Genomic DNA, 21,249 nt, shown 5'->3' with positions numbered 1-21,249 from the left:
CAATTAGTGCTCCCCTGCCAAAATTTGAATACCTGCAGTGTTAACTCCACCTTGGCGTACATCTAAATCAACTGTATTTAAGACGTTATTGGTTTCAGGCAAATAACGAGGTCGTTTGAATTGTATGGCTTGTAAATACGCTACAGGGGTTAACAGATAAATATCAGCTGTGGTCACAGCGGTGGTATCCACAAGTTTGTAGTTTTGAGCATCTAAGCCACCTAGACTTAAACCTGTAATCGATACATTTTTTGCTTGCCCTGTGGTCGCACTGTCAAATTGTCCTGTTGCTGTTGCAACGTTTAAATTATCCCCAGCGTAAATGCCGTTGAATTGTGCGTTGCTGAGATTAAGCTCAGCGGCAGTTAATCCATTATAAGTACGATTGTTGGCCGTAATTCCAGCAATGCTTTGAATATTGGCTTGGCGAATATCTGCCGTAGTTTGTGCAGTGTTATTCACCAACTCGTAGTTGTGTGCATCTGCACCACTTAAACTGACACCCTGAATCGAGACTTGTTTTGCTATACCCACATTTTTATCACTGAATTGTCCTGTTGCTGAAGCAACTTTCAATTCATCGCCTGCAACCATACCAGTGAATTGTGCTGATCCAGTATTTAATGTTGCGTTGGTGGTTGCATCATAAATACGATTATTGGCGCTAATGCCTGTCACTTGGTTAATTTTAGCTTTGGCGATATCTAATGAACCATCCACAAAGCTTAGCTCGTAGTTCTTGTCTAGACCCGTTGCGGTATTGGTGTATTGACCAGCATCTTTAGCGGTAACTGTTGCACTGACACCTGATAGTACTGATTCAGTTTCACCATTGACTAAACCTGTTGCAGTAAAGCCAGCAGCCGTTTGATCTTTACCGTTATAAGTAGTTGATACACTATTGGCCGTAACAGTGGCTTTAGCCTTAGCAATATCCAATGAGCCATCAACAAAGCTTAGCTCGTAGTTTTTATCTAGACCTGTTGCGGTATTGGTGTATTGGCCTGCATCTTTGCCTGTGACAGTTGCCGAAACACCTGACAATACACTTGTAGTTTCGCCATTGACCAAACCAGTCGCACTAAAACCAGCAGCCGTTTGGTCTTTACCGTTATAGGTAGTTGATACGCTATTGGCAGTTACAGTGGCTTTGGCTTTGGCGATATCCAAAGAGCCATCAACAAAGCTTAGCTCATAGTTTTTATCTAGACCTGTTGCGGTATTGGTGTATTGACCTGCATCTTTAGCGGTAACCGTCGCTGAAACACCTGATAAGACTGATTCAGCTTCACCATTGACCAAACCAGTCGCGCTAAAACCAGCAGCCGTTTGATCTTTACCATTATAAGTAGTTGATATGCTATTGGCGGTTACAGTGGCTTTAGCCTTAGCAATATCCAATGAGCCATCAATAAGCGTTAGATCATAGTTCTTGTCTACACCTGTTACTGTGTTGTTGTATTTGCCTGCATCTTTAGCAATCACTGTTGCAGTTACACCTGAGAGTACAGATTCTGATTCACCATTGACTAAGCCTGTCGCACTAAAGCCAGCAGCCGTTTGATCTTTACCGTTATAAGTAGTTGATACACTATTAGCTGTAACAGTGGCTTTAGCCTTAGCAATATCTAATGAGCCATCAATAAAACTAAGATCATAATTCTTGTCTAGACCTGTTACGGTATTGGTGTATTGGCCTGCATCTTTAGCGGTAACCGTTGCAGTTACACCTGAGAGTACAGATTCAGTTTCACCGTTGACTAAGCCTGTCGCACTAAAACCAGCAGCCGTTTGGTCTTTACCGTTATAGGTAGTTGATACACTATTGGCAGTAACAATGGCTTTAGCCTTAGCAATATCTAATGAACCATCAACAAAGCTTAGCTCGTAGTTTTTATCTAGACCTGTTGCGGTATTGGTGTATTGACCTGCATCTTTAGCGGTAACTGTTGCACTTACACCTAAGAGTACTAATTCAGTTTCACCATTCACTAAACCTGTTGCAGTAAAGCCAGCAACCGTTTGATCTTTACCGTTATAAACCGTATTTAAACTATTGGCAGTCACAGTGGCTTTCGCTTTGGCGATATCTAATGATCCATCAATAAGCGTCAGATCATAGTTCTTGTCTACACCTGTTACTGTGTTGGTGTATTTGCCTGCATCTTTAGCAGTCACCGTTGCAGTTACACCTGATAGTACTGATTCTGTTTCACCATTGACCAAGCCTGTTGCACTAAAGCCAGCAGCTATTTGATCTTTACCATTATAGGTGGTTGTTACACTATTGGCTGTTACTGTCGCTTTAGCTTTGGCGATATCTAAAGAGCCATCAACAAAGCTTAGCTCATAGTTCTTGTCTAGACCCGTTGCCGTATTGGTATATTGACCTGCATCTTTAGCAGTCACAGTTGCAATTACACCTGACAATACAGATTCAGTTTCACCATTGACTAAACCTATAGCACTAAAGCCAGCAGCCGTTTGATCTTTACCGTTATAAGTAGTTGATACACTATTGGCAGTTACAATGGCTTTGGCTTTGGCGATATCCAAAGAGCCATCAACAAAGCTTAGCTCATAGTTTTTATCTACACCTGTTGCGGTATTGGTGTATTGACCTGCATCTTTGCCGGTAACCGTTGCACTGACACCAGAGAGTACTGATTCATTTTCACCACTCACCAAACCTGTCGCACTAAAGCCAGCAGCAGTTTGATTTTTACCATTATAGGTGGTTGATACGCTATTGGCAGTCACAGTCGCCTTAGCTTTCGCAATATCCAAAGAGCCATCAATAAGCGTCAGATCATAGTTCTTGTCTACACCTGTTACTGTGTTGTTGTATTTGCCTGCATCTTTAGCAGTCACCGTGGCAGTTACGCCTGATAATACTGATTCTGTTTCACCATTGACCAAACCTATCGCAGTAAAGCCAGCAGCAGTTTGATCTTTACCGTTATAAGTAGTTGTTACACTATTAGCTGTAACACTGGCTTTCGCTTTGGCAATATCTAATGAGCCATCAACAAAGCTTAAATCATAATTTTTGTCGAGACCTGTTGCACTATTGGTATATTTGCCAGCATCTTTAGCAGTCACCGTTGCTGAAACACCCGACAATACAGATTCAGTTTCGCCATTGACCAAACCTATCGCAGTAAAGCCAGCAGCAGTTTGGTCTTTACCTTTATAAGTAGTTGATACACTATTGGCGGTCACAGTAGCTTTAGCCTTAGCAATATCCAAAGAGCCATCAATAAAACTAAGATCATAGTTCTTGTCTAGACCTGTTGCGGTATTGGTGTATTTGCCTGCATCTTTAGCGGTCACCGTTGCTGAAACACCTGATAAGACTGATTCAGTTTCACCATTGACTAAACCTGTCGCAGTAAAGCCCGCAGCCGTTTGAATTTTACCGTTATAGACTGTATTTAAACTATTGGCGGTCACAGTGGCTTTAGCCTTAGCAATATCCAATGCACCATCAATAAAACTTAAGTCGTAATTTTTGTCTACACCTGTTACGCTATTGGTGTATTGGCCTGCATCTTTAGCGGTAACTGTTGCCGAAACACCTGACAATACACTTGTAGTTTCGCCATTGACCAAACCAGTCGCACTAAAACCAGCAGCTGTTTGATCTTTACCGTTATAGGTGGTTGATACGCTATTGGCGGTCACAGTGGCTTTAGCTTTCGCGATATCTAAAGAGCCATCAACAAAGCTTAGCTCGTAGTTTTTATCTATACCTGTTGCAGTATTGGTGTATTGGCCTGCATCTTTAGCAGTCACCGTTGCACTTACACCTGACAATACAGATTCAGTTTCACCATTGACTAAACCTATAGCACTAAAGCCAGCAGCCGTTTGATCTTTACCGTTATAGGTGGTTGATACACTATTGGCAGTAACAATGGCTTTAGCCTTAGCAATATCCAAAGAGCCATCAACAAAGCTTAAATCATAATTTTTGTCGAGACCTGTTGCACTATTGGTATATTTGCCAGCATCTTTAGCAGTCACCGTTGCCGAAACACCTGACAATACAGTTGTAGTTTCGCCATTGACCAAGCCTGTTGCAGTAAAGCCAGCAGCAGTTTGATCTTTACCATTATAAATAGTTGATACGCTATTGGCAGTTACGGTGGCTTTAGCTTTGGCGATATCTAAAGCCCCATCAACAAAGCTTAAATCATAATTCTTATCTAGACCTGTTGCGGTATTGGTGTATTGACCTGCATCTTTAGCAGTAACTGTAGCATTTACACCTGAGAGTACGGATTCAGTTTCACCATTGACCAAACCTGTCGCAGTAAAGCCAGCAGCTGTTTGATCTTTACCGTTATAGGTGGTTGATACGCTATTGGCTGTAACAGTGGCTTTCGCTTTGGCAATATCTAACGAGCCATCAACAAAACTTAACTCGTAGTTTTTATCTAGACCTGTTGCGGTATTGGTGTATTGGCCTGCATCTTTACCTGTGACAGTTGCAGAAACACCTGACAATACACTTGTAGTTTCGCCATTGACCAAACCAATCGCACTAAAACCAGCAGCCGTTTGATCTTTACCATTATAGGTGGTTGTTACACTATTGGCTGTTACTATCGCTTTAGCTTTGGCGATATCCAAAGAGCCATTAACAAAACTTAGCTCATAGTTCTTATCTATACCTGTGGCTGTATTAGCATAACTACCGGCATCTTTACCTGTGACAGTTGCCGAAACACCTGACAATACAGATTCAGTTTCACCGTTGACTAAGCCTGTCGCACTAAAACCAACAGCCGTTTGATCTTTACCGTTATAGGTCGTTGTTACGCTATTGGCTGTTACTATCGCTTTAGCCTTAGCAATATCTAGTGAGCCTTCGACAAAACTAAGTTCATAGTTTTTATCTGCTCCACTGGCTTTATTCGCATAACTACCTGCATCTTTGCCTGTTACAGTTGCAGAAACACCTGACAATACAGATTCAGTTTCACCGTTGACTAAGCCTGTCGCACTAAAACCAACAGCCGTTTGATCTTTACCATTATAAGTAGTTGATACACTATTGGCGGTTACAGTGGCTTTGGCTTTGGCAATATCCAAAGAGCCATCAATAAGCGTCAGATCATAGTTCTTGTCTACACCTGTTACTGTGTTGGTGTATTTGCCTGCATCTTTAGCAGTCACCGATGCGCTTACACCTGAGAGTACCGATGTATCTTCACCATTGACTAAACCAGTTGCACTAAAACCAACAGCCGTTTGATCTTTACCGTTATAGGTGGTTGATACACTATTAGCCGTAACAGTGGCTTTAGCCTTAGCAATATCTAATGAGCCATCAACAAAACTTAACTCATAGTTTTTATCTAGACCTGTTGCGGTATTGGTGTATTTGCCAGCATCTTTGCTGGTAACCGTTGCAGTTACACCTGAGAGTACAGATTCTGATTCACCATTGACTAAACCTATAGCACTAAAGCCAGCAGCCGTTTGATCTTTGCCATTGTAGGTGGTTGATATGCTATTGGCGGTTACGGTGGCTTTCGCTTTGGCAATATCTAATGAGCCATCAACAAAGCTTAGCTCATAGTTCTTGTCTATACCTGTGGCGGTATTGGTGTACTGACCTGCATCTTTACCTGTGACAGTTGCAGAAACACCTGACAATACTGTTGTAGTTTCACCATTGACTAAACCAGTCGCACTAAAGCCAGCAGCAGTTTGATCTTTACCGTTATAGGTCGTTGTTACACTATTGGCTGTTACTGTCGCTTTAGCTTTGGCGATATCCAAAGAGCCATCAATAAGCGTTAGATCATAGTTCTTGTCTATACCTGTTACTGTGTTGGTGTATTTGCCTGCATCTTTAGCAGTCACCGTTGATGAAACACCTGATAATACTGATTCTGTTTCACCATTGACTAAGCCTTTCGCATTAAAGCCAGCAGCCGTTTGATCTTTACCATTATAGGTGGTTGATACGCTATTGGCAGTCACGGTTGCTTTGGCTTTGGCGATATCCAAAGAGCCATCAACAAAGCTTAGCTCATAGTTCTTGTCTATACCTGTGGCGGTATTGGTGTACTGACCTGCATCTTTACCTGTGACAGTTGCAGAAACACCTGACAATACTGTTGTAGTTTCGCCATTGACCAAGCCTGTTGCACTAAAGCCAGCAGCTGTTTGATCTTTACCGTTATAGGTCGTTGTTACACTATTGGCTGTTACTGTCGCTTTAGCTTTGGCGATATCCAAAGAGCCATTAACAAAACTTAGCTCATAGTTCTTATCTGTACCTGTGGCTGTATTGGCATAACTACCAGCATCTTTACCTGTGACAGTTGCCGAAACACCTGACAATACAGTTGTAGTTTCGCCATTGACCAAGCCTGTTGCACTAAAGCCAACAGCCGTTTGATCTTTACCGTTATAGGTGGTTGATACGCTATTGGCGGTTACGGTGGCTTTCGCTTTCGCAATATCTAATGAGCCATCAATAAGTGTCAGATCATAGTTCTTATCTACGCCTGTTACTGTGTTGGTGTATTTGCCTGCATCTTTGCCTGTGACAGTTGCCGAAACACCTGACAATACAGATTCAGTTTCACCATTGACCAAGCCTGTTGCACTAAAGCCAGCAGCCGTTTGATCTTTACCGTTATAGACTGTATTTAAACTATTGGCCGTTACAATGGCTTGTGCTTTGTGAATTGTGGCACTTAAACCTATAGGCTGACTAAAAGTATAATTTCCTGCATCCGCACCTGTTAAGTTATAGCCTGTTACGATCACAGACCGGATTCCTGCATTCTTATCTGTAAATGTGCCTATACCACTACCAGTCAATCCAACAAAATCTCCAGCAAATGGATTGATTGAAGCAGTACCATTTAAGGTCGCATTGAACAAGCCATCATACGTTTTATCTGCAACACTTATTCCATTAATGGTTAAAACTGCAGGCGTTATACTGGCTTTAAGATTTGTCGGCTGTAGCAAGTTGTAATTTAAAGCATCTGTTCCAGTCAGCGTATAACCCGACACAATCACATTTTTATTATTCCCCACATTTTTATCAGTAAATGATCCAAATCCAATACCCGAAAGTGTCACTGAATCACCTGACAGCACTGTCACTCCAGCAGTACCCGATAATGTTGCTACTTTTGATGTATCATAGACTTTGTCAGCAACGCTCAAGCCATTAATATTTAAATCTCTTTTTGCTATTGTTAATGAGCCCGAACCACCATTTTCTTTATAAATTACATCATCACCAAACTGAGTTGTATTAGCCGCGATTGGAACACCACTAATCAGGATTGAGCCATCATTTAAACTATAAATCCCTGCATTTTTACTGGTTGTTTTATAATTCAGCCCTGAAGCCAGCGTTCCAGAAGCTATCGATCCATCATAAATTTTGTCAGAAAAATTAGCGACAATTTCTGTGACCAAGGGCTTTAGGAAATGACGTAGTAATGGCGCAGATCGTCCTTCATAAATACGCCAAACTTTTCCTGTACCACCTGCATCATCAATATCCCAACCTGCAAAAGTAGAAATTTGCTGAAGTTCTGTTGTGGTTTTTCCTACACCACCCCCACTGCTTGTTCTTCCAGAAGTACTGGTGTTCCAGAAACTATTTGTGGTTGTACCGTTACCACCACCAACAAGACCACCAACATACTGCCCACCAGTTACACTTCCTGAAGAATAATTTTTGTCAACCCTACCGCCATTGAACCCAACCAACCCTCCAACATACTGACTTCCAATAACAGTACCTGTTGCATAAGAGTTGTTAATTTGTCCTGATATTCCACCAACTAAACCACCAATATAATTATTTCCTGTCACCGCGCCTGTTGCAAAAGAAGAACTTACAACACCATCACTATAACCAACCAGACCGCCAATATAATTATTATTCGAATATTTTCCTTTTACAGTTACATTTGCATAAGAGTTTAAGATATTTCCTGAATTATAGTTCCAGCCCACCAATCCGCCATATTGCTCGGTATTACCTGTGACTAAGCCTGCATTGACATAAACATTATTAATCGTGCCAAGATTAATCCCCACGATCCCGCCTGTTTTCCCATAACCTGAATAACTTATATTATTCAATCCAACATTTTGTATAAGTGTATCCTGATGCGTAATCGCAAACAGTCCAATCCCCTGATACATAGACTCAATACTTAATCCACTAATCGCATGACCTAATCCATCAAACCGTCCACGAAAAGCCTGCTGTGAGAGATCCGTTGGACTCAAATTTGCATTATAAAAGCCAATTGGGTCGAATCCGGTATAACCATTCCACTGCCATGTACTGCTGGCATCTATGTCTGCACCCAACACATAATTACCACTCAGGTTACCGTTGATCCCTTGTAAATCTTGACTTGTAGTCGAACCCTGTGCGCCCAAAGCCGTAATGACTTGATAGTTAATCGTAGCAGCCGTTCCTTTTTTGGTACTAAAATTCTGCCCAGCCTTTAAGTTTATTTTTGCACCATTATTAATATAATAATTTGCGCTGGTATTGGCCGTGTTTTGTCCATATATCAAATTAAGTTTGCCACTATTATTGGTCGCTGTGATGTTGGCATTAATGTTGATGTCATTTTGTGCATTTAAAGTCAGGCTGTTCGCACTCCCCCAAGTCACATCAGCATTAACATTGATATCACCCTTCTGGTTACCCGTAGTGCTGGTTAGCAATATGACATTACTGGTTGCAAGACTGCTTGCTAAAGTGGTTGCGCCTATGCCGCTACTGCTTGCTGATGCATTACCCGAATTAATACTGAAATCGGTAGGGTCGATCAACCAGTTTCCGATTTTCCCGCCCTCAGAATGAGAGGACACCACGGTACTATTCTCAATCTTTACTTGAGCTGCGGAGGTTTCAATAAACCCACCATCTTGACCATTTTTCCCTTCAGCTTTAAGCAGACCACTGACATTTGTTTCACCATTTTGCATATCACCTAACAAAATGATTTCACCTTTGGCATTTTGGCTTAAACGATTGGCTTCAATAATCCCGCTATGATTGACCACGGCTTTACTTAAACTGTCTTTGGCTTTTGCAGTTAAATATACAGCCCCATTATCGGCAAGGATTGCACCGCCATTGTCCACCAAGCCTTTTAATACCCCTTGATCAACTTGGTACTGGGTGAGTGAACCATCCTGTAAAGCAAGAGTGACTTGACTGGCAGCAGTGAGATGGGTAACTCCGTTTGGTGTCACAATAGAGCCGGTATTTTTAACATTGGGCGCAATCAGCGCAACCGTTCCACCTGATAAAGTTTGAATAGTACCGTTATTTTCTATCGTTGCTGTGCTATTGGCATTGGCTTTTAAAGTATATTTGCCATTTTGAATATCCGCATCGTTCAAACTTAAAGTTGAAGCAACCAAACCACCAACATTCACTTGAGCCGTCTTAGAAAAAATCACACCATTTGGATTGAGTAAAAACACCTGCCCATTGGCATTTAAACGTCCCATAATCTGCGATGCATTGCTATCCAAAACCCGATTAATGGCTATAGATGACTGGTTTTGCTGATTAAAATTAACCGTCGCATCTTTACCAATATTAAAAGTATTCCAGTTGGTCGAAAGATTTTGACTATTCTGATGAATATTTAAAACGTTGCCATTTTGGGAAATATTGGCTGAACCTTGAGTGATATTGGCGCCTGTAGGCAGTTCCGTATTAGAAATTGCGGCATAAATCGATAATGGCAATAAAGCTAGCCCCCAAAAAGCCAATCGGATTAAATTTATCCCAGATACTTTTTGAACAGTGCCCGTCAGCGCGTTTTTATGATCCACAGTACTTTGTGAAGTGCTATGATTTTTTGCCAATTCTGAAACAGCTTGCCAGCACCTAAGTTGTGAATTCCAAATAACTTTATAAATTTTGTTCATGACAATCCCCAAATCTAGTTTTTGATCAAATATCAATCATTAGATCAAATGGGGAAATATAGAGATATACCTGAAATTGGGTATTTTATATGTATAAGTTCACGTTTTAGATAAAAATATAAACGCTGAATAAAATTATTCAGCGTTTATTTGAAAGCCTTATGCATCAATTTTAAGCTAAACCAGCGCTATAAAATCTGGTTTCCATAAAAAGCACCCGTAGGTGCTTATCTGGTTATTTTCAATCAAAAGGTCAGTAATTGTGGATCAAACAAGTCTTTGATCAGATCAGATTGCAATACAGGTATATCTTGCGCTGATAGATTTTCGGCTTTATTGAAAGCGACCAATTCAGTATTTTTAGCATCATCGACAACGGATGTAGCACTTTGATCAATTGTTCGAGCAAGCACATCATCAATCTGATTTGCAGTTAAATCATTGACTGAAGCCTTTGCTAACAATTCATCGACTGAAATGGTCGTGCTTCCATGAGAATCCGTATTGCCTGTCTTGGTATTCTCAAGCGCATCTTGCAGTACAGTCGCTATGCTTGTACTGAGAATAGCTGAACTGCCAGCTATAGCGGTATGATCTAAATCTGAAACATTTGAATGGAGCTGCGAGAATTGATTTTCTATTGGTGTCGATTGATCAAATACTTGAGCGCTACTTTCTGGCTCAGAATTTAAAACACCTGACCCAATCGCATCAGCACTTTTAACTGAATCAATATTCGAATTAGCTAAATCAGCATGAAAAGCTGACGCTTCATCAAAAACTGCCATTTTTGCGGCGATTTCGACTACAGTAAATGTTCGAGCATCACTCACTAAACTGGTATTCCCTGCTTTATCCGTTTGTACAGTAGTAATACTGTGACTCCCCAGAGTTAAATCATAAGCAAAACTAAATGACCATTTACTATCTGCACCGACTGTGACCTTTCCAATTGCCTGATTATTATCATAAATAATCAAAGTTGCCCCAGCTTCTCCGGTTCCTGAAATCACAGGGCGCTTGTCATCTGTCGTCCCATTTGCAGCAACAGAACCTACAGTTGTCCCCACATCATCAACCACATCTGTGATTTTTGGACTTGCAGGCGCGGTTACATCTTTGGTACCTGTTACAGAGCTAAGCACTGACTGATTTCCAGCTGCATCTGTTGCATATACACTGCCAACTTTTGCTTCAGTCAATGCTGTTGAAAGCGTGACAGAATAATTTCCGTTTGCATCCGTTGTTGCTGTGCCTAATAATTTATTTGCACTGTCATAGACTGAAATTTTAGAGTTTGCTTCAGCGGTACCCGTGATCACAGTGCCTTCAGCATTTAAATTGGCCACGGGTTTATCTGGTGCTAAAACATCTTGTCCTGCTTTAATTTCTACAGCACTCGACTTATTTCCTGCAGCATCTTCAATAATAATTTTGCCAGTCTTGCTTGCATCTAAAGCAGGAGAAATAGTGATATTGAATTTACCATTGGCGTCTACAGTACCCGTTGCAATCACCGCACCTGTTGAGTCTTGAATAATCACTTTAGCATTTGCTTCTGCTGTTCCGTGTATTGATGTCCCCTCTTTAGACACCTCAAACTTGGGTTGATCAGGTGCGATAGTATCTTTACCCACTTCAATATTATGTTTTTCTGATTTATTTCCAGATGCATCAATTGCTTCGACTGTACCGATCTGGCCTGCGGTTAAAGCAGGAGAAATGGCAACAGAAAATTGTCCCTGCGCATTGGCTTTTGCAGTACCAATCAGTTGACCTGCTGAGTCATACACATTAATTGTGGCATTCGCTTCTGCTTTACCAGTAACAATATTTCCTTGCTCATTTAACTGACCTTGAGGCTCATTGGGTGCAATGGTATCTTTCGTGCCAACAACCGAGGTATAGGTTGAAGCATTTCCAGCTTTGTCTTTTGCATTGATATAATAAGTATTGTTGTTTAGCAAAGCCTCTGGCAATGTCAAAGAATAATTTCCATCTTTATCGACCACTGCTGTGGCAATCACTTTCTGGTTTTTATCAATCACATAAATAGTCGCACCCGCTTCAGCGGTACCCTTAATTTCAGTCCCCTCTGCATTCAATGTTGCAGTCGGTGTTTTCGGTGCAATAATGTCAGTAACACCCTTTGATTGATTACCTCCACCATCATCAATCAATGCCAAACCTAAACCAATTGCAGAAACAAGACCGACACCTGCTTTCACTGCACTTGAAGAAAATAGATTTGAAAATGAAAACTCAGGGGTTGAGTCTTCGTAGGCAGAGACTTGTTGAACAGCCGCAGTATTGGCGCCTTCATAGAGTAAAGTATCGAGTTTTTGCAAACCGCTATAGTCTGTAAATTTTCCATTGGCATCAAAGTGAGCAAGTGAGAAACTTCCATCTGCTTTGGGGAACGTTAAAGAATGCGTTGTGGTTGAATTGGCTTGAAAAAAACCCTCTAAAACAATTTGCTCACCATTATTTAAACTAATAATCAGCTTATCGCCTAGTCGCTCTAGTGTTTTCACATCTTGTTGTGTGACACCAATTTGAATAATAGCGGGTTGATCTAAACTGACCGTTTTTGCTTGAGAATCCTGTAGTAATATTTTGTCTTGTTTTGCAGCGACGACTATTCTTGTCATTTATACCTTCTATTGATTTAAAGTGTATTTTTTTAAAATTATACAGAAGGTATTTATATATACAAATGACTTAAACTGATTTCTGAATTATTTATAAAAATATAAAATTCAGATACTTAAAAATAAGTAAGATAGCGCACAAAATCTTATTTAAACAATAAATATCCAGCATTCTTGTTGTTCACATATAACTTCACTCTTTAACAAAGCGCTTGAGCAAATTGTGGGGCATCATCCAAAATTTCAAACCAAGCAGCTTTGTTATCAGTAAACGCATGTGAAACAATCTTGCCTTGAACAGGCTCATTTACAATGCCTACACGTAATCTCACGACCTCAGGTAGGTCTAAACGCGCACTAAATAATGGGGATGCACATCTTTTACAGAACGTTCGCTTTTTATTTTCAGTGGCATAATATTCTTGAAACAATGCCTGTCCTTGAACAATCTCTAAATCTTTAGTCTGAATAGGAGCAATCGCTACAAATGCTGAACCTTGGGCTTTTTGACATTGCTGACAATGACAGACAAATATTTGAGGGATTTCACTATGAATTCTCAGTTGAATACCACCACAAAGGCATGAAGCTGTATACATTTTTATTCCTCTATATTGTGAGTAAACTCATTTTATCAATCAATTGTAACGCTTATAACTTATAAATAATCAAATGGATAACGTGAAAAAAGTTCAGGATGAATGCGATTCACGGTATCTTGAAATTGCTCCAACTCCACCTTAGATAATGGATTTTTATCCAAGTGTTGTTCCAGCGCTTGCAGAAGTAAAGCAAATTGTAAAAAGTTGATTTGCATCGACTGAAACTGATCGCGTTTTAAATTCTCATCTAAGTCCATACCTAAATCATGATCATAGAATAAAATATCAAAACTATTCCGATCTAAAAACCATTCATCACCTTGACCTGTACGACCAATTTTCCATAGTTGTTGGGATAAATTTTCCACATGCTCTGCGAAATACTGGTTTTCCTTTATCGTAGTTTCATAGCCAAATAAATCAATATCAGGGGTAATTTCAGTATCGCTACACTGTCCTAAAAATTCGAGATAATAAGGATCTTGAAGAAAAGTCACAGTACTTTGAATGGGTTGAGTTCGCGGATTAAAGAGCTTAAGTATCTGTTTAAAATTGGTATGCAGTTCAAACATTATACGATCTCAAAGGTTGTTTTTTTGTTCTAAGGTTTTTGTTCTAAGGTTTTTGTTCCAAGTCATGTGCTCGATAGGACTTTAACGACTCAATTTCAGTATAAATGCTCGCTTGCAATTGATCACGAAATACAATCATATCGTCCATGTTTTCTATCTGGTCAATAGATAACCGTGGCATAAATTTAAAATAAAAAGGGATTCGCTTTGGAATAATATGCTTCGGAATCGAAGGAATAACTTCACCTTGTCTAAGCAATGAACCTATTTTGGGATTTGATAATATTTTATTAAACCACTTTTGTTTAAGCAGCACGTTTACATCAAAAGCTAAATCAAAAACTTCATCACCACCTAAAGCCACAAAAGGAGCAATTTCATAACCAAATTCCTGAGCCAACTTTAAGAAACCAAAGCGTTGCTTCCAGATCAGTTGATAGGCTTCACCTTTACGTTTAATGACTTCTCGACCGCCGCCTGGAAAAACCAGAATCGAATAACCTTGTCGCATCGCTTCTTTGGCATATTCTTGTACACCATCAACCCCACCGACACGTTTAACCACTTCTTTCCAAATCGGAATATGAAAATGCATATGATCAGCTAAACTGACCACTGCGATTTTATGTTCTGTAAATAAATAATCAATCAGAATCGGAGAATCTAAAACACCATAGATGGTGTGATTACCGACATACATGGCTGGTTTATTCGGCACTAAATTTTCAGTACCTAAAAATGTTGGACGAAAGTAAAAGCGCTGTAAGCTGCTTATTAATCGAATCAATTTAGCGTTGTGTCGTATTTTCAAGGTTTTTTCAGTCATGCTGTATCTCTACAAATACTTTTCAACATTATTTGATCTTGGCCTTAAGCGTATGACTCCTCCTTTTTCAGGGAAGAGCTTTACACAAATAAAATAACTTAAATCCTCGACAATCTCCCCCCCTTTTTTTCAAAGTAGCTGAACTGCACTTTTCGCGGCACAAGGAGGGAGATTTTATAAAATTATGATTTAAGCAACATGCTTTTGCACAAGGATTGAACCCACAGAATAACCTGCACCAAATGAACACAGCACACCATATTCGCCATCATTCACCTGATCCGCACTACGATGTAATGCAATGATCACACCTGCTGAAGACGTATTGGCAAACTCATCTAAAATGATTGGTACCAAATCAGGATCCGCTTCTGCAACTTCTTTGCCGACAATGAGTTTTAAAATTAATTCATTCATATTGGCATTGGCTTGATGCAACCAAAAACGTTTTACGTTTTCAGGTTGAATACTGTTCTTTTCCAATTGCGTAGAAATAATTTTCGCAACCAATGGACACACTTCTTTAAATACTTTGCGGCCATCTTGACGGAATTGCTTATCATCACGAGAAGTTAATTCTGAACCATTTAAGAAACCAAAATTATTTCGGATGTTATTGGAGAATTGGGTAAACAAATGGGTATCTACGATTTCAAACCCTGTTTTGCTGTCCGTTTCTTCAATAATTGAAGCTGTTGCAACATCACCAAAAATAAAGTGACAGTCACGTGAACGATAGTCAGTATGGCCTGAGGTAATTTCCACATTAACCAATAACACACGACGTGCACCCGTTTTTACAGCATCGTAGGCTTGTTTTAAACCAAATGTAGCAGCTGAACACGCCACATTCATATCATAGGCATAGCCCTGAATACCCAATGCCGTTTGAATTTCAATTGCAACAGCAGGATAAGCACGTTGTAAGTTTGAACAAGCCAAAATCACCACATCAATGTCTTCTGCAATTACGCCTGCATTTTCCATCGCTTGTTTTGCTGCAATTACGCCCCACTCTGCTTGGATTGAAAGCTCTTCATCTGAACGTTCTTCTAAACGGGGACGTAAGCGATTAATGTCTAGGACACCTGATTTTTCAATGACATAACGACGCTTTACGCCTGATGCTTTTTCAATAAATTCTGCGCTTGAACCACGACGGGCAACAACTTCACCCGCTTCAATTTTTTCAGCATTTTCACTGTTAAATTGTTCCACATAAGCATTTAAACAATCCACCAATTCTTCATTGGTAATCACTTCTTCAGGATGGTACAAACCTGTACCTGTAATACGGATGCCCATGTAAAACTCCTTTTTTAAATTCACAAATATTTCAAATTATTTCTATTCTAACCGATTCCAAGCTTTTCCCATACTTTTTGTATTCTGGTTGACGAAATCGGCATCTTGGTTTTCATCGGTTGAGAAAATAATGAAATACGTAGTTCCTCAACCATGAAGTAGACTTCTTTAACACGAACATCCGACTTAAACTTAAACAGTTTATCCATCCAAGGATCTACTTCTTTAATTGCAGCATCATCACGATTTAGATTATTCGGCAATCGATCTAAACGCAATAACAATGCTTTTAAATAACGTGGATATTCCTGCCAAATATCGGAAGATTTTGAATAAACAAAATTGGATAAGTTCATTAAATCCAGTTGATCTTCAATATCATTCATATTTTTAGCAAATACGTCTTGATCCAACATCAGCAATTGCTGACGTATTTCCTGCCATTGAATATAAATTTCACTGATCAGCTTTAATGCTTCCTGACCATGACTTAAAAATGACTTTTTCACATCAGCCATGACTATCGCAAATTCTTCAGCATTAATGGGTAAATCTTGAATTGCCATTTGTAATGTTGCGTACACCAACATTTGCTCAAGTTGTGCTTTATCACCCAAAGGTGAATATGCCAATGCCAGTGGCTTGGAAATTTGCTTTTTCAATTGACGGATCAAATCCCCCAATTGCATATGAATCAAACGAATTACGCCTTCACGATGCTGCTTAATCGCTTCACTTTGATCATTAAAAGTCTGAATCACAATACCAGAGTCATCTTTCAACTCTAACTTAGCAAAGTCTTTGCTTGGGACCAGTGCCTGATATTGTTTAACCACAACCCCGGTTACTTTCTGAGAGGCCTCAAATACAAAGCTTTCAGGGAAAGTAGTAAACTCACCTTTTAACTGTTTGACCGGACTGTGTGTTTCAGTACGACAACGTGCTTTAAGTTCGGCAAGATCACGACCTTTTTCAATCACGCGGCCTTTTTCATCAATTACTTTGATAAATGGAATTAAGTACTGATCAATACGTTCAAAAGAAAAATCTTTACTGGTAATTTGTTCACCACGTAATTGAAATGCCAAAAACTCAAAAATATGCTGATGCAAATGTTGCGCATCGACTGCTTTGATCAATTTATTGGCTGTATCTGGGATCGGCACCAAATTACGACGTTTATCTTTTGGTAAGGCTTTTAATAACGCTTCGATTAAATCCAAACGCCAGCCCGGAATCCCCCAAGACCAAATATTTTCATCAACTTGCGCTAAGGCTTGTACCGGAATTTTTACTGTTGCGCCATCTTCATCATGACTTGGATCAAAACGATAGCTGGCAGCTAAACGTAATTGTCCATTATGTAAATAATCTGGAAATTGTTGCGTGGTCGGACGGTCATTCATCCATAAATCATCATCATCAACAAACAGATAACGAGGATTCTGCGGTTCTACTGTTGCTCGCCAATCTTCAAAACTACGACGACTGGCAATTTCAGTAGGCACTTTTGCGGCATAAAACTGATAAATGGTTTCTTCATCGACAACCAAATCACGACGACGCAGTTTGTCTTCCACACGCTCGACTTCTTCAAGCTTTAATAGGTTGTGTTTTAAGAATGGTGGCGTTGTTCCCAAGTTTCCTGTGGTTAGTGCATCTCTTAAGAAAATTTCATGCGCAGCCAACTGATCCACTTTTTCATAATTGGTGGCGCGTTTCGGTTCAATGATCAGCCCAAATAATGAAATCTGATCATAAGCATTGACCACACCCGGTTTTTTCGCCCAATGTGGCTCAAAATAATGATGTTTTAATAAGTTAGGCGCAGCTAAAAGAATCCACTCAGGCTCAATTTTTGCCAGTGTACGTAAATACACCTGTGAGGTTTCGACCATTTCAAATGCCATTACCCATGGGGTATTGGTTTTATGTAAGGTCGATGCAGGAAAAATTCGGGCTTTTTGCTGACGAACTGCCATGAAAATATTACGTTCGTCAGTTTTATTGGCAATAAAGGACAATAATCCTGTCAATAAAGCACGATGTAAATTTTCATAACTGGCTGTCTTTTCATTGAATGAAAGTTTTAAGCCCTGTGCTAAATCCAGTAATTGTTCATGAGTTTTCTTCCACTCACGTAAACGTAACCAGCTAAGAAAATGCTGTTTAGCAAAATTACGTCTTTTGCTTTCACTCAAAGTTTCACGATTTTCAGTCAGTGTATTCCACAGTTTAATATAAAATAGAAAATCTGAATCCGCTTCTTTAAATAATGCATGTTTTTGATCCGCCTGCATTTGCTTATCAGCAGGACGCTCGCGTGGATCTTGTACTGCAAGCGCCGCAACAATAATCAAAACTTCATTCAGCACCCCAAAATGAGCACCACCGAGAATCATCCGTGCAAGGCGTGGGTCTATTGGCATTTTTGCCATTTGTAGACCGATTTTGGTTAAACTGTTGTTTTGAAGTTCGGCTTTTTTAGTAGCAGTTTGAGCAAGTTTTTTTGCTTTAGCACCATCTACTACTCCCTGTTGGGAAACCTCACTTTCACTTTGTGCAACCGCTTGAGGAAGATTATTTGAATTTTGCACTTCATGGATAGCACCTAATTCAATCAGCAACTTACGCCCATCATTGACCAAACGATGGTCTGGCGGCTCAATAAAATCAAAATCTTCTACAGCACCTAAACCCAGACTTTGCATCTGTAAAATAACTGATGCTAAATTGGTCCGTTTAATTTCGGGTTCAGTAAAATCTGGACGACTTTGAAAATCATCTTCACTGTATAAGCGAATGCAAACACCTGGTGCAATACGACCACATCGTCCTTTACGCTGGTTTGCAGCAGCTTGAGAAATCGCTTCAATTGGTAAACGCTGTACCCGTGAACGATAGTTATAGCGAGAAATACGCGCAAAGCCACTGTCGATCACATAACGAATATTCGGTACAGTCAATGCTGTTTCAGCAACGTTGGTCGCGATGATAATACGTCGCCCACCACCAGAAGGATTAAAGATTTTCTGCTGCTCTGCCAAAGCTAAACGTGCATATAAAGGTAAAATTTGCGTATGTTTAGGACCAAATTTTTGTAAGGTCTCTTGTAGTTCTCGAATTTCTTGTTCAGTGCTTGAAAAAATAAGAATATCCGCATGTTCAGGATGCCCCTTAGATTCAGCATCCTTAAAACATTCTTCTACAGCTTGTACCACCGCACGTGGTAAATTTTCTTCAAAATCATCAAAGTCATCATCATCACTGCCGCCGATCGTCATCTCAGAAATCGGACGATAACGCAGTTCTACTGGAAAGCTACGTCCTTCCACTTCAAAAATCGGTGCGCCATTAAAATATTCGCTAAAGCGATTCACATCTAATGTCGCTGAAGTAATAATGATTTTTAAATCAGGACGCTTTTTTACCAGTTGCTTCAGGTAACCCATGATGAAATCAATGTTTAATGAACGTTCATGCGCTTCATCAATAATAATCGTGTCATATTTATTTAAATAACGATCATTAGAAAGTTCAGCAAGAAGAATACCGTCCGTCATTAAGCGAACGATCGAATCATTTGATCCTTGCTCATTAAAACGCACTTTAAAACTGATGCTTTCACCCAGCTTTTCACCAACTTCTTCAGCAATACGTTGCGATACACTTCGTGCTGCCAGACGTCGAGGCTGAGTATGACCAATCATCCCAGTTAAACCACGACCTGCAAGCATTGCGATCTGTGGTAATTGTGTGGTTTTACCAGAACCCGTTTCCCCTGCAACAATAATAATCTGATGCTTTTGAATCGCTTCAATCAGTTTATCTGCATACTGGGTAACCGGTAGATCCTGATTGAGTTTGATTGTCGGTAGACTGGCTAATCTTTTTTTGACTTGATGGTTTGATTTCTCAAACAGTTCTTGGAATTTTTCAGGATGAGCATCTTTTCCTTTTTTCAGTCGATTTAAACGATGGCGATCTCGTACCATAACCCATTGATCGACATTTAACTGATTTGGCACAGATGCATTATCCTAATACTTAAAATTGAACGGAATATTTTACGCTGTAAAGCACAGGAGAGATAGTCCAATCAAAGTGAATTCACGTTTGCGTTATACATGTATTATAAAAATAATATTTAAAAGCTGCTAAAGCTCACTCAACTAAGCAACTGTCTGTGGCTGCAAATATTCATATAGACCTAAATCTATTGCTGTATGATCTACATCAATCAGGCTGCTTGAAGTGATGCTTAAGTACAAAACAGCAGCCACCCGTATCATTTGCTCGCTGTACAACATTGAAATGTGATGTAGTTAAAATTCAATTTATCTTATATGAACAAATTCTATACTTTGAAATAAATTTTATATCTTTTTTAGAAATCGCCCTTGAAATATAGCCCCAGAAGCATCATGTTTGTAACAGATTAAAAAAGGATGCTTTGTCATTCAAACATCATCTTTATTTGCTTTAGTTGATGAAATACTGACAAAACAACGGTTTTTGGTGAAATGTATCTGGAGCACGCTAATTTGATTTTCCGATCTTAGCGATAAAAAAATACTATTTCCCCAATAATCTAAAATTCATTATTCTAGTTAAATATTAGATAAACACCTCAATCATGGAGATAATGATGAGCTTAATTAATACTGAAGTTAAACCTTTTAAAGCACAAGCTTTCCAAAACGGCCAATTCATCGAAGTTACAGAAGCCGATCTTAAAGGTAAATGGTCTGTAGTTTTCTTCTATCCAGCTGACTTCACTTTTGTTTGCCCAACAGAACTTGGTGACCTTGCTGACAACTATGCTGAATTTAAAAAATTAGGCGTTGAAATCTACTCTGTTTCTACAGATACACACTTCACGCACAAAGCTTGGCACGATTCTTCTGAAGAAATCAAAAAAATTGAATATGTAATGGTTGGCGACCCAACTTGGGTTCTTGCTAAAAACTTCGAAGTTTTAATCGAATCTGCTGGTCTTGCTGACCGTGGTACTTTCGTTATCGATCCTGAAGGTAAAATCCAAATCATCGAAATCAATGCTGGTGGTATTGGTCGTGATGCTTCTGAACTTCTTCGTAAAGTTAAAGCAGCTCAATACGTTCACGGTCATCCTGGAGAAGTTTGCCCAGCTAAATGGAAAGAGGGCGATGCAACTCTTGCACCTTCAATCGACTTAGTTGGTAAAATCTAATTCTTGAATTAGATTAGGGTCTGTTGACAATTCGTCTATGTTTGCGACAACCTGTGTTTTTTAGGCGATACTAGGCGCGAAATACGAAATTTAGTCATTCTAAATAAGTAGTTCGTAACGACGTAACGGC

General features: G+C 39.7%; 8 protein-coding genes. 1 reads left to right on the top strand and 7 read right to left on the bottom strand.

Going from position 1 to position 21,249, the window contains the following annotated elements; genetic code table 11:
• Positions 1-3: 3 nt before the first annotated feature.
• The 7 genes from FHR28_RS20865 to FHR28_RS20835 all read right to left on the bottom strand — a co-directional run bounded on the left by FHR28_RS20865 (position 4) and on the right by FHR28_RS20835 (position 19,935).
• A complete protein-coding gene (locus FHR28_RS20865; RefSeq protein WP_166783462.1) occupies positions 4-9,951 on the bottom strand; it encodes an MBG domain-containing protein in 9,948 nt (3,315 codons plus the stop codon).
• A 245-nt stretch (positions 9,952-10,196) separates the two neighbouring features.
• On the bottom strand, positions 10,197-12,602 hold the full coding sequence (gene blp2 / locus FHR28_RS20860) for an Ig-like repeat protein Blp2 (RefSeq protein ID WP_166783461.1): 2,406 nt from the start codon (positions 12,600-12,602) through the stop codon (positions 10,197-10,199).
• Between the two features lie 200 nt (positions 12,603-12,802).
• Positions 12,803-13,201, bottom strand: coding sequence for a GFA family protein (locus FHR28_RS20855; RefSeq protein ID WP_056515949.1), 399 nt, complete (start codon positions 13,199-13,201; stop codon positions 12,803-12,805).
• Positions 13,202-13,260: 59 nt separating this feature from the next.
• Positions 13,261-13,776, bottom strand: coding sequence for a hypothetical protein (locus FHR28_RS20850; RefSeq protein ID WP_166783460.1), 516 nt, complete (start codon positions 13,774-13,776; stop codon positions 13,261-13,263).
• A gap of 43 nt (positions 13,777-13,819) precedes the next feature.
• Positions 13,820-14,602, bottom strand: coding sequence for a lysophospholipid acyltransferase family protein (locus FHR28_RS20845; protein WP_151957288.1), 783 nt, complete (start codon positions 14,600-14,602; stop codon positions 13,820-13,822).
• A gap of 189 nt (positions 14,603-14,791) precedes the next feature.
• Positions 14,792-15,907, bottom strand: a complete 1,116-nt coding sequence (locus FHR28_RS20840; protein WP_151957287.1) for a beta-ketoacyl-ACP synthase III — start codon at positions 15,905-15,907, stop codon at positions 14,792-14,794.
• Between the two features lie 47 nt (positions 15,908-15,954).
• Positions 15,955-19,935 (bottom strand): DUF3418 domain-containing protein, encoded by a 3,981-nt coding sequence (locus FHR28_RS20835; protein ID WP_004721822.1) that lies wholly within the window; start codon positions 19,933-19,935, stop codon positions 15,955-15,957.
• Between the two features lie 620 nt (positions 19,936-20,555).
• Here FHR28_RS20835 and ahpC point away from each other — a divergent pair.
• Positions 20,556-21,119, top strand: a complete 564-nt coding sequence (gene ahpC, locus FHR28_RS20830) for an alkyl hydroperoxide reductase subunit C (RefSeq protein WP_004721823.1) — start codon at positions 20,556-20,558, stop codon at positions 21,117-21,119.
• The last annotated feature ends 130 nt before the right edge of the window (positions 21,120-21,249 follow it).

This window comes from Acinetobacter sp. BIGb0196 (genome assembly GCF_011759595.1).
Classification (GTDB): domain Bacteria; phylum Pseudomonadota; class Gammaproteobacteria; order Pseudomonadales; family Moraxellaceae; genus Acinetobacter; species Acinetobacter guillouiae.
Note: the sequence above shows the minus strand (reverse complement) of the source record. Positions and strands in the feature narration are given on the sequence as shown.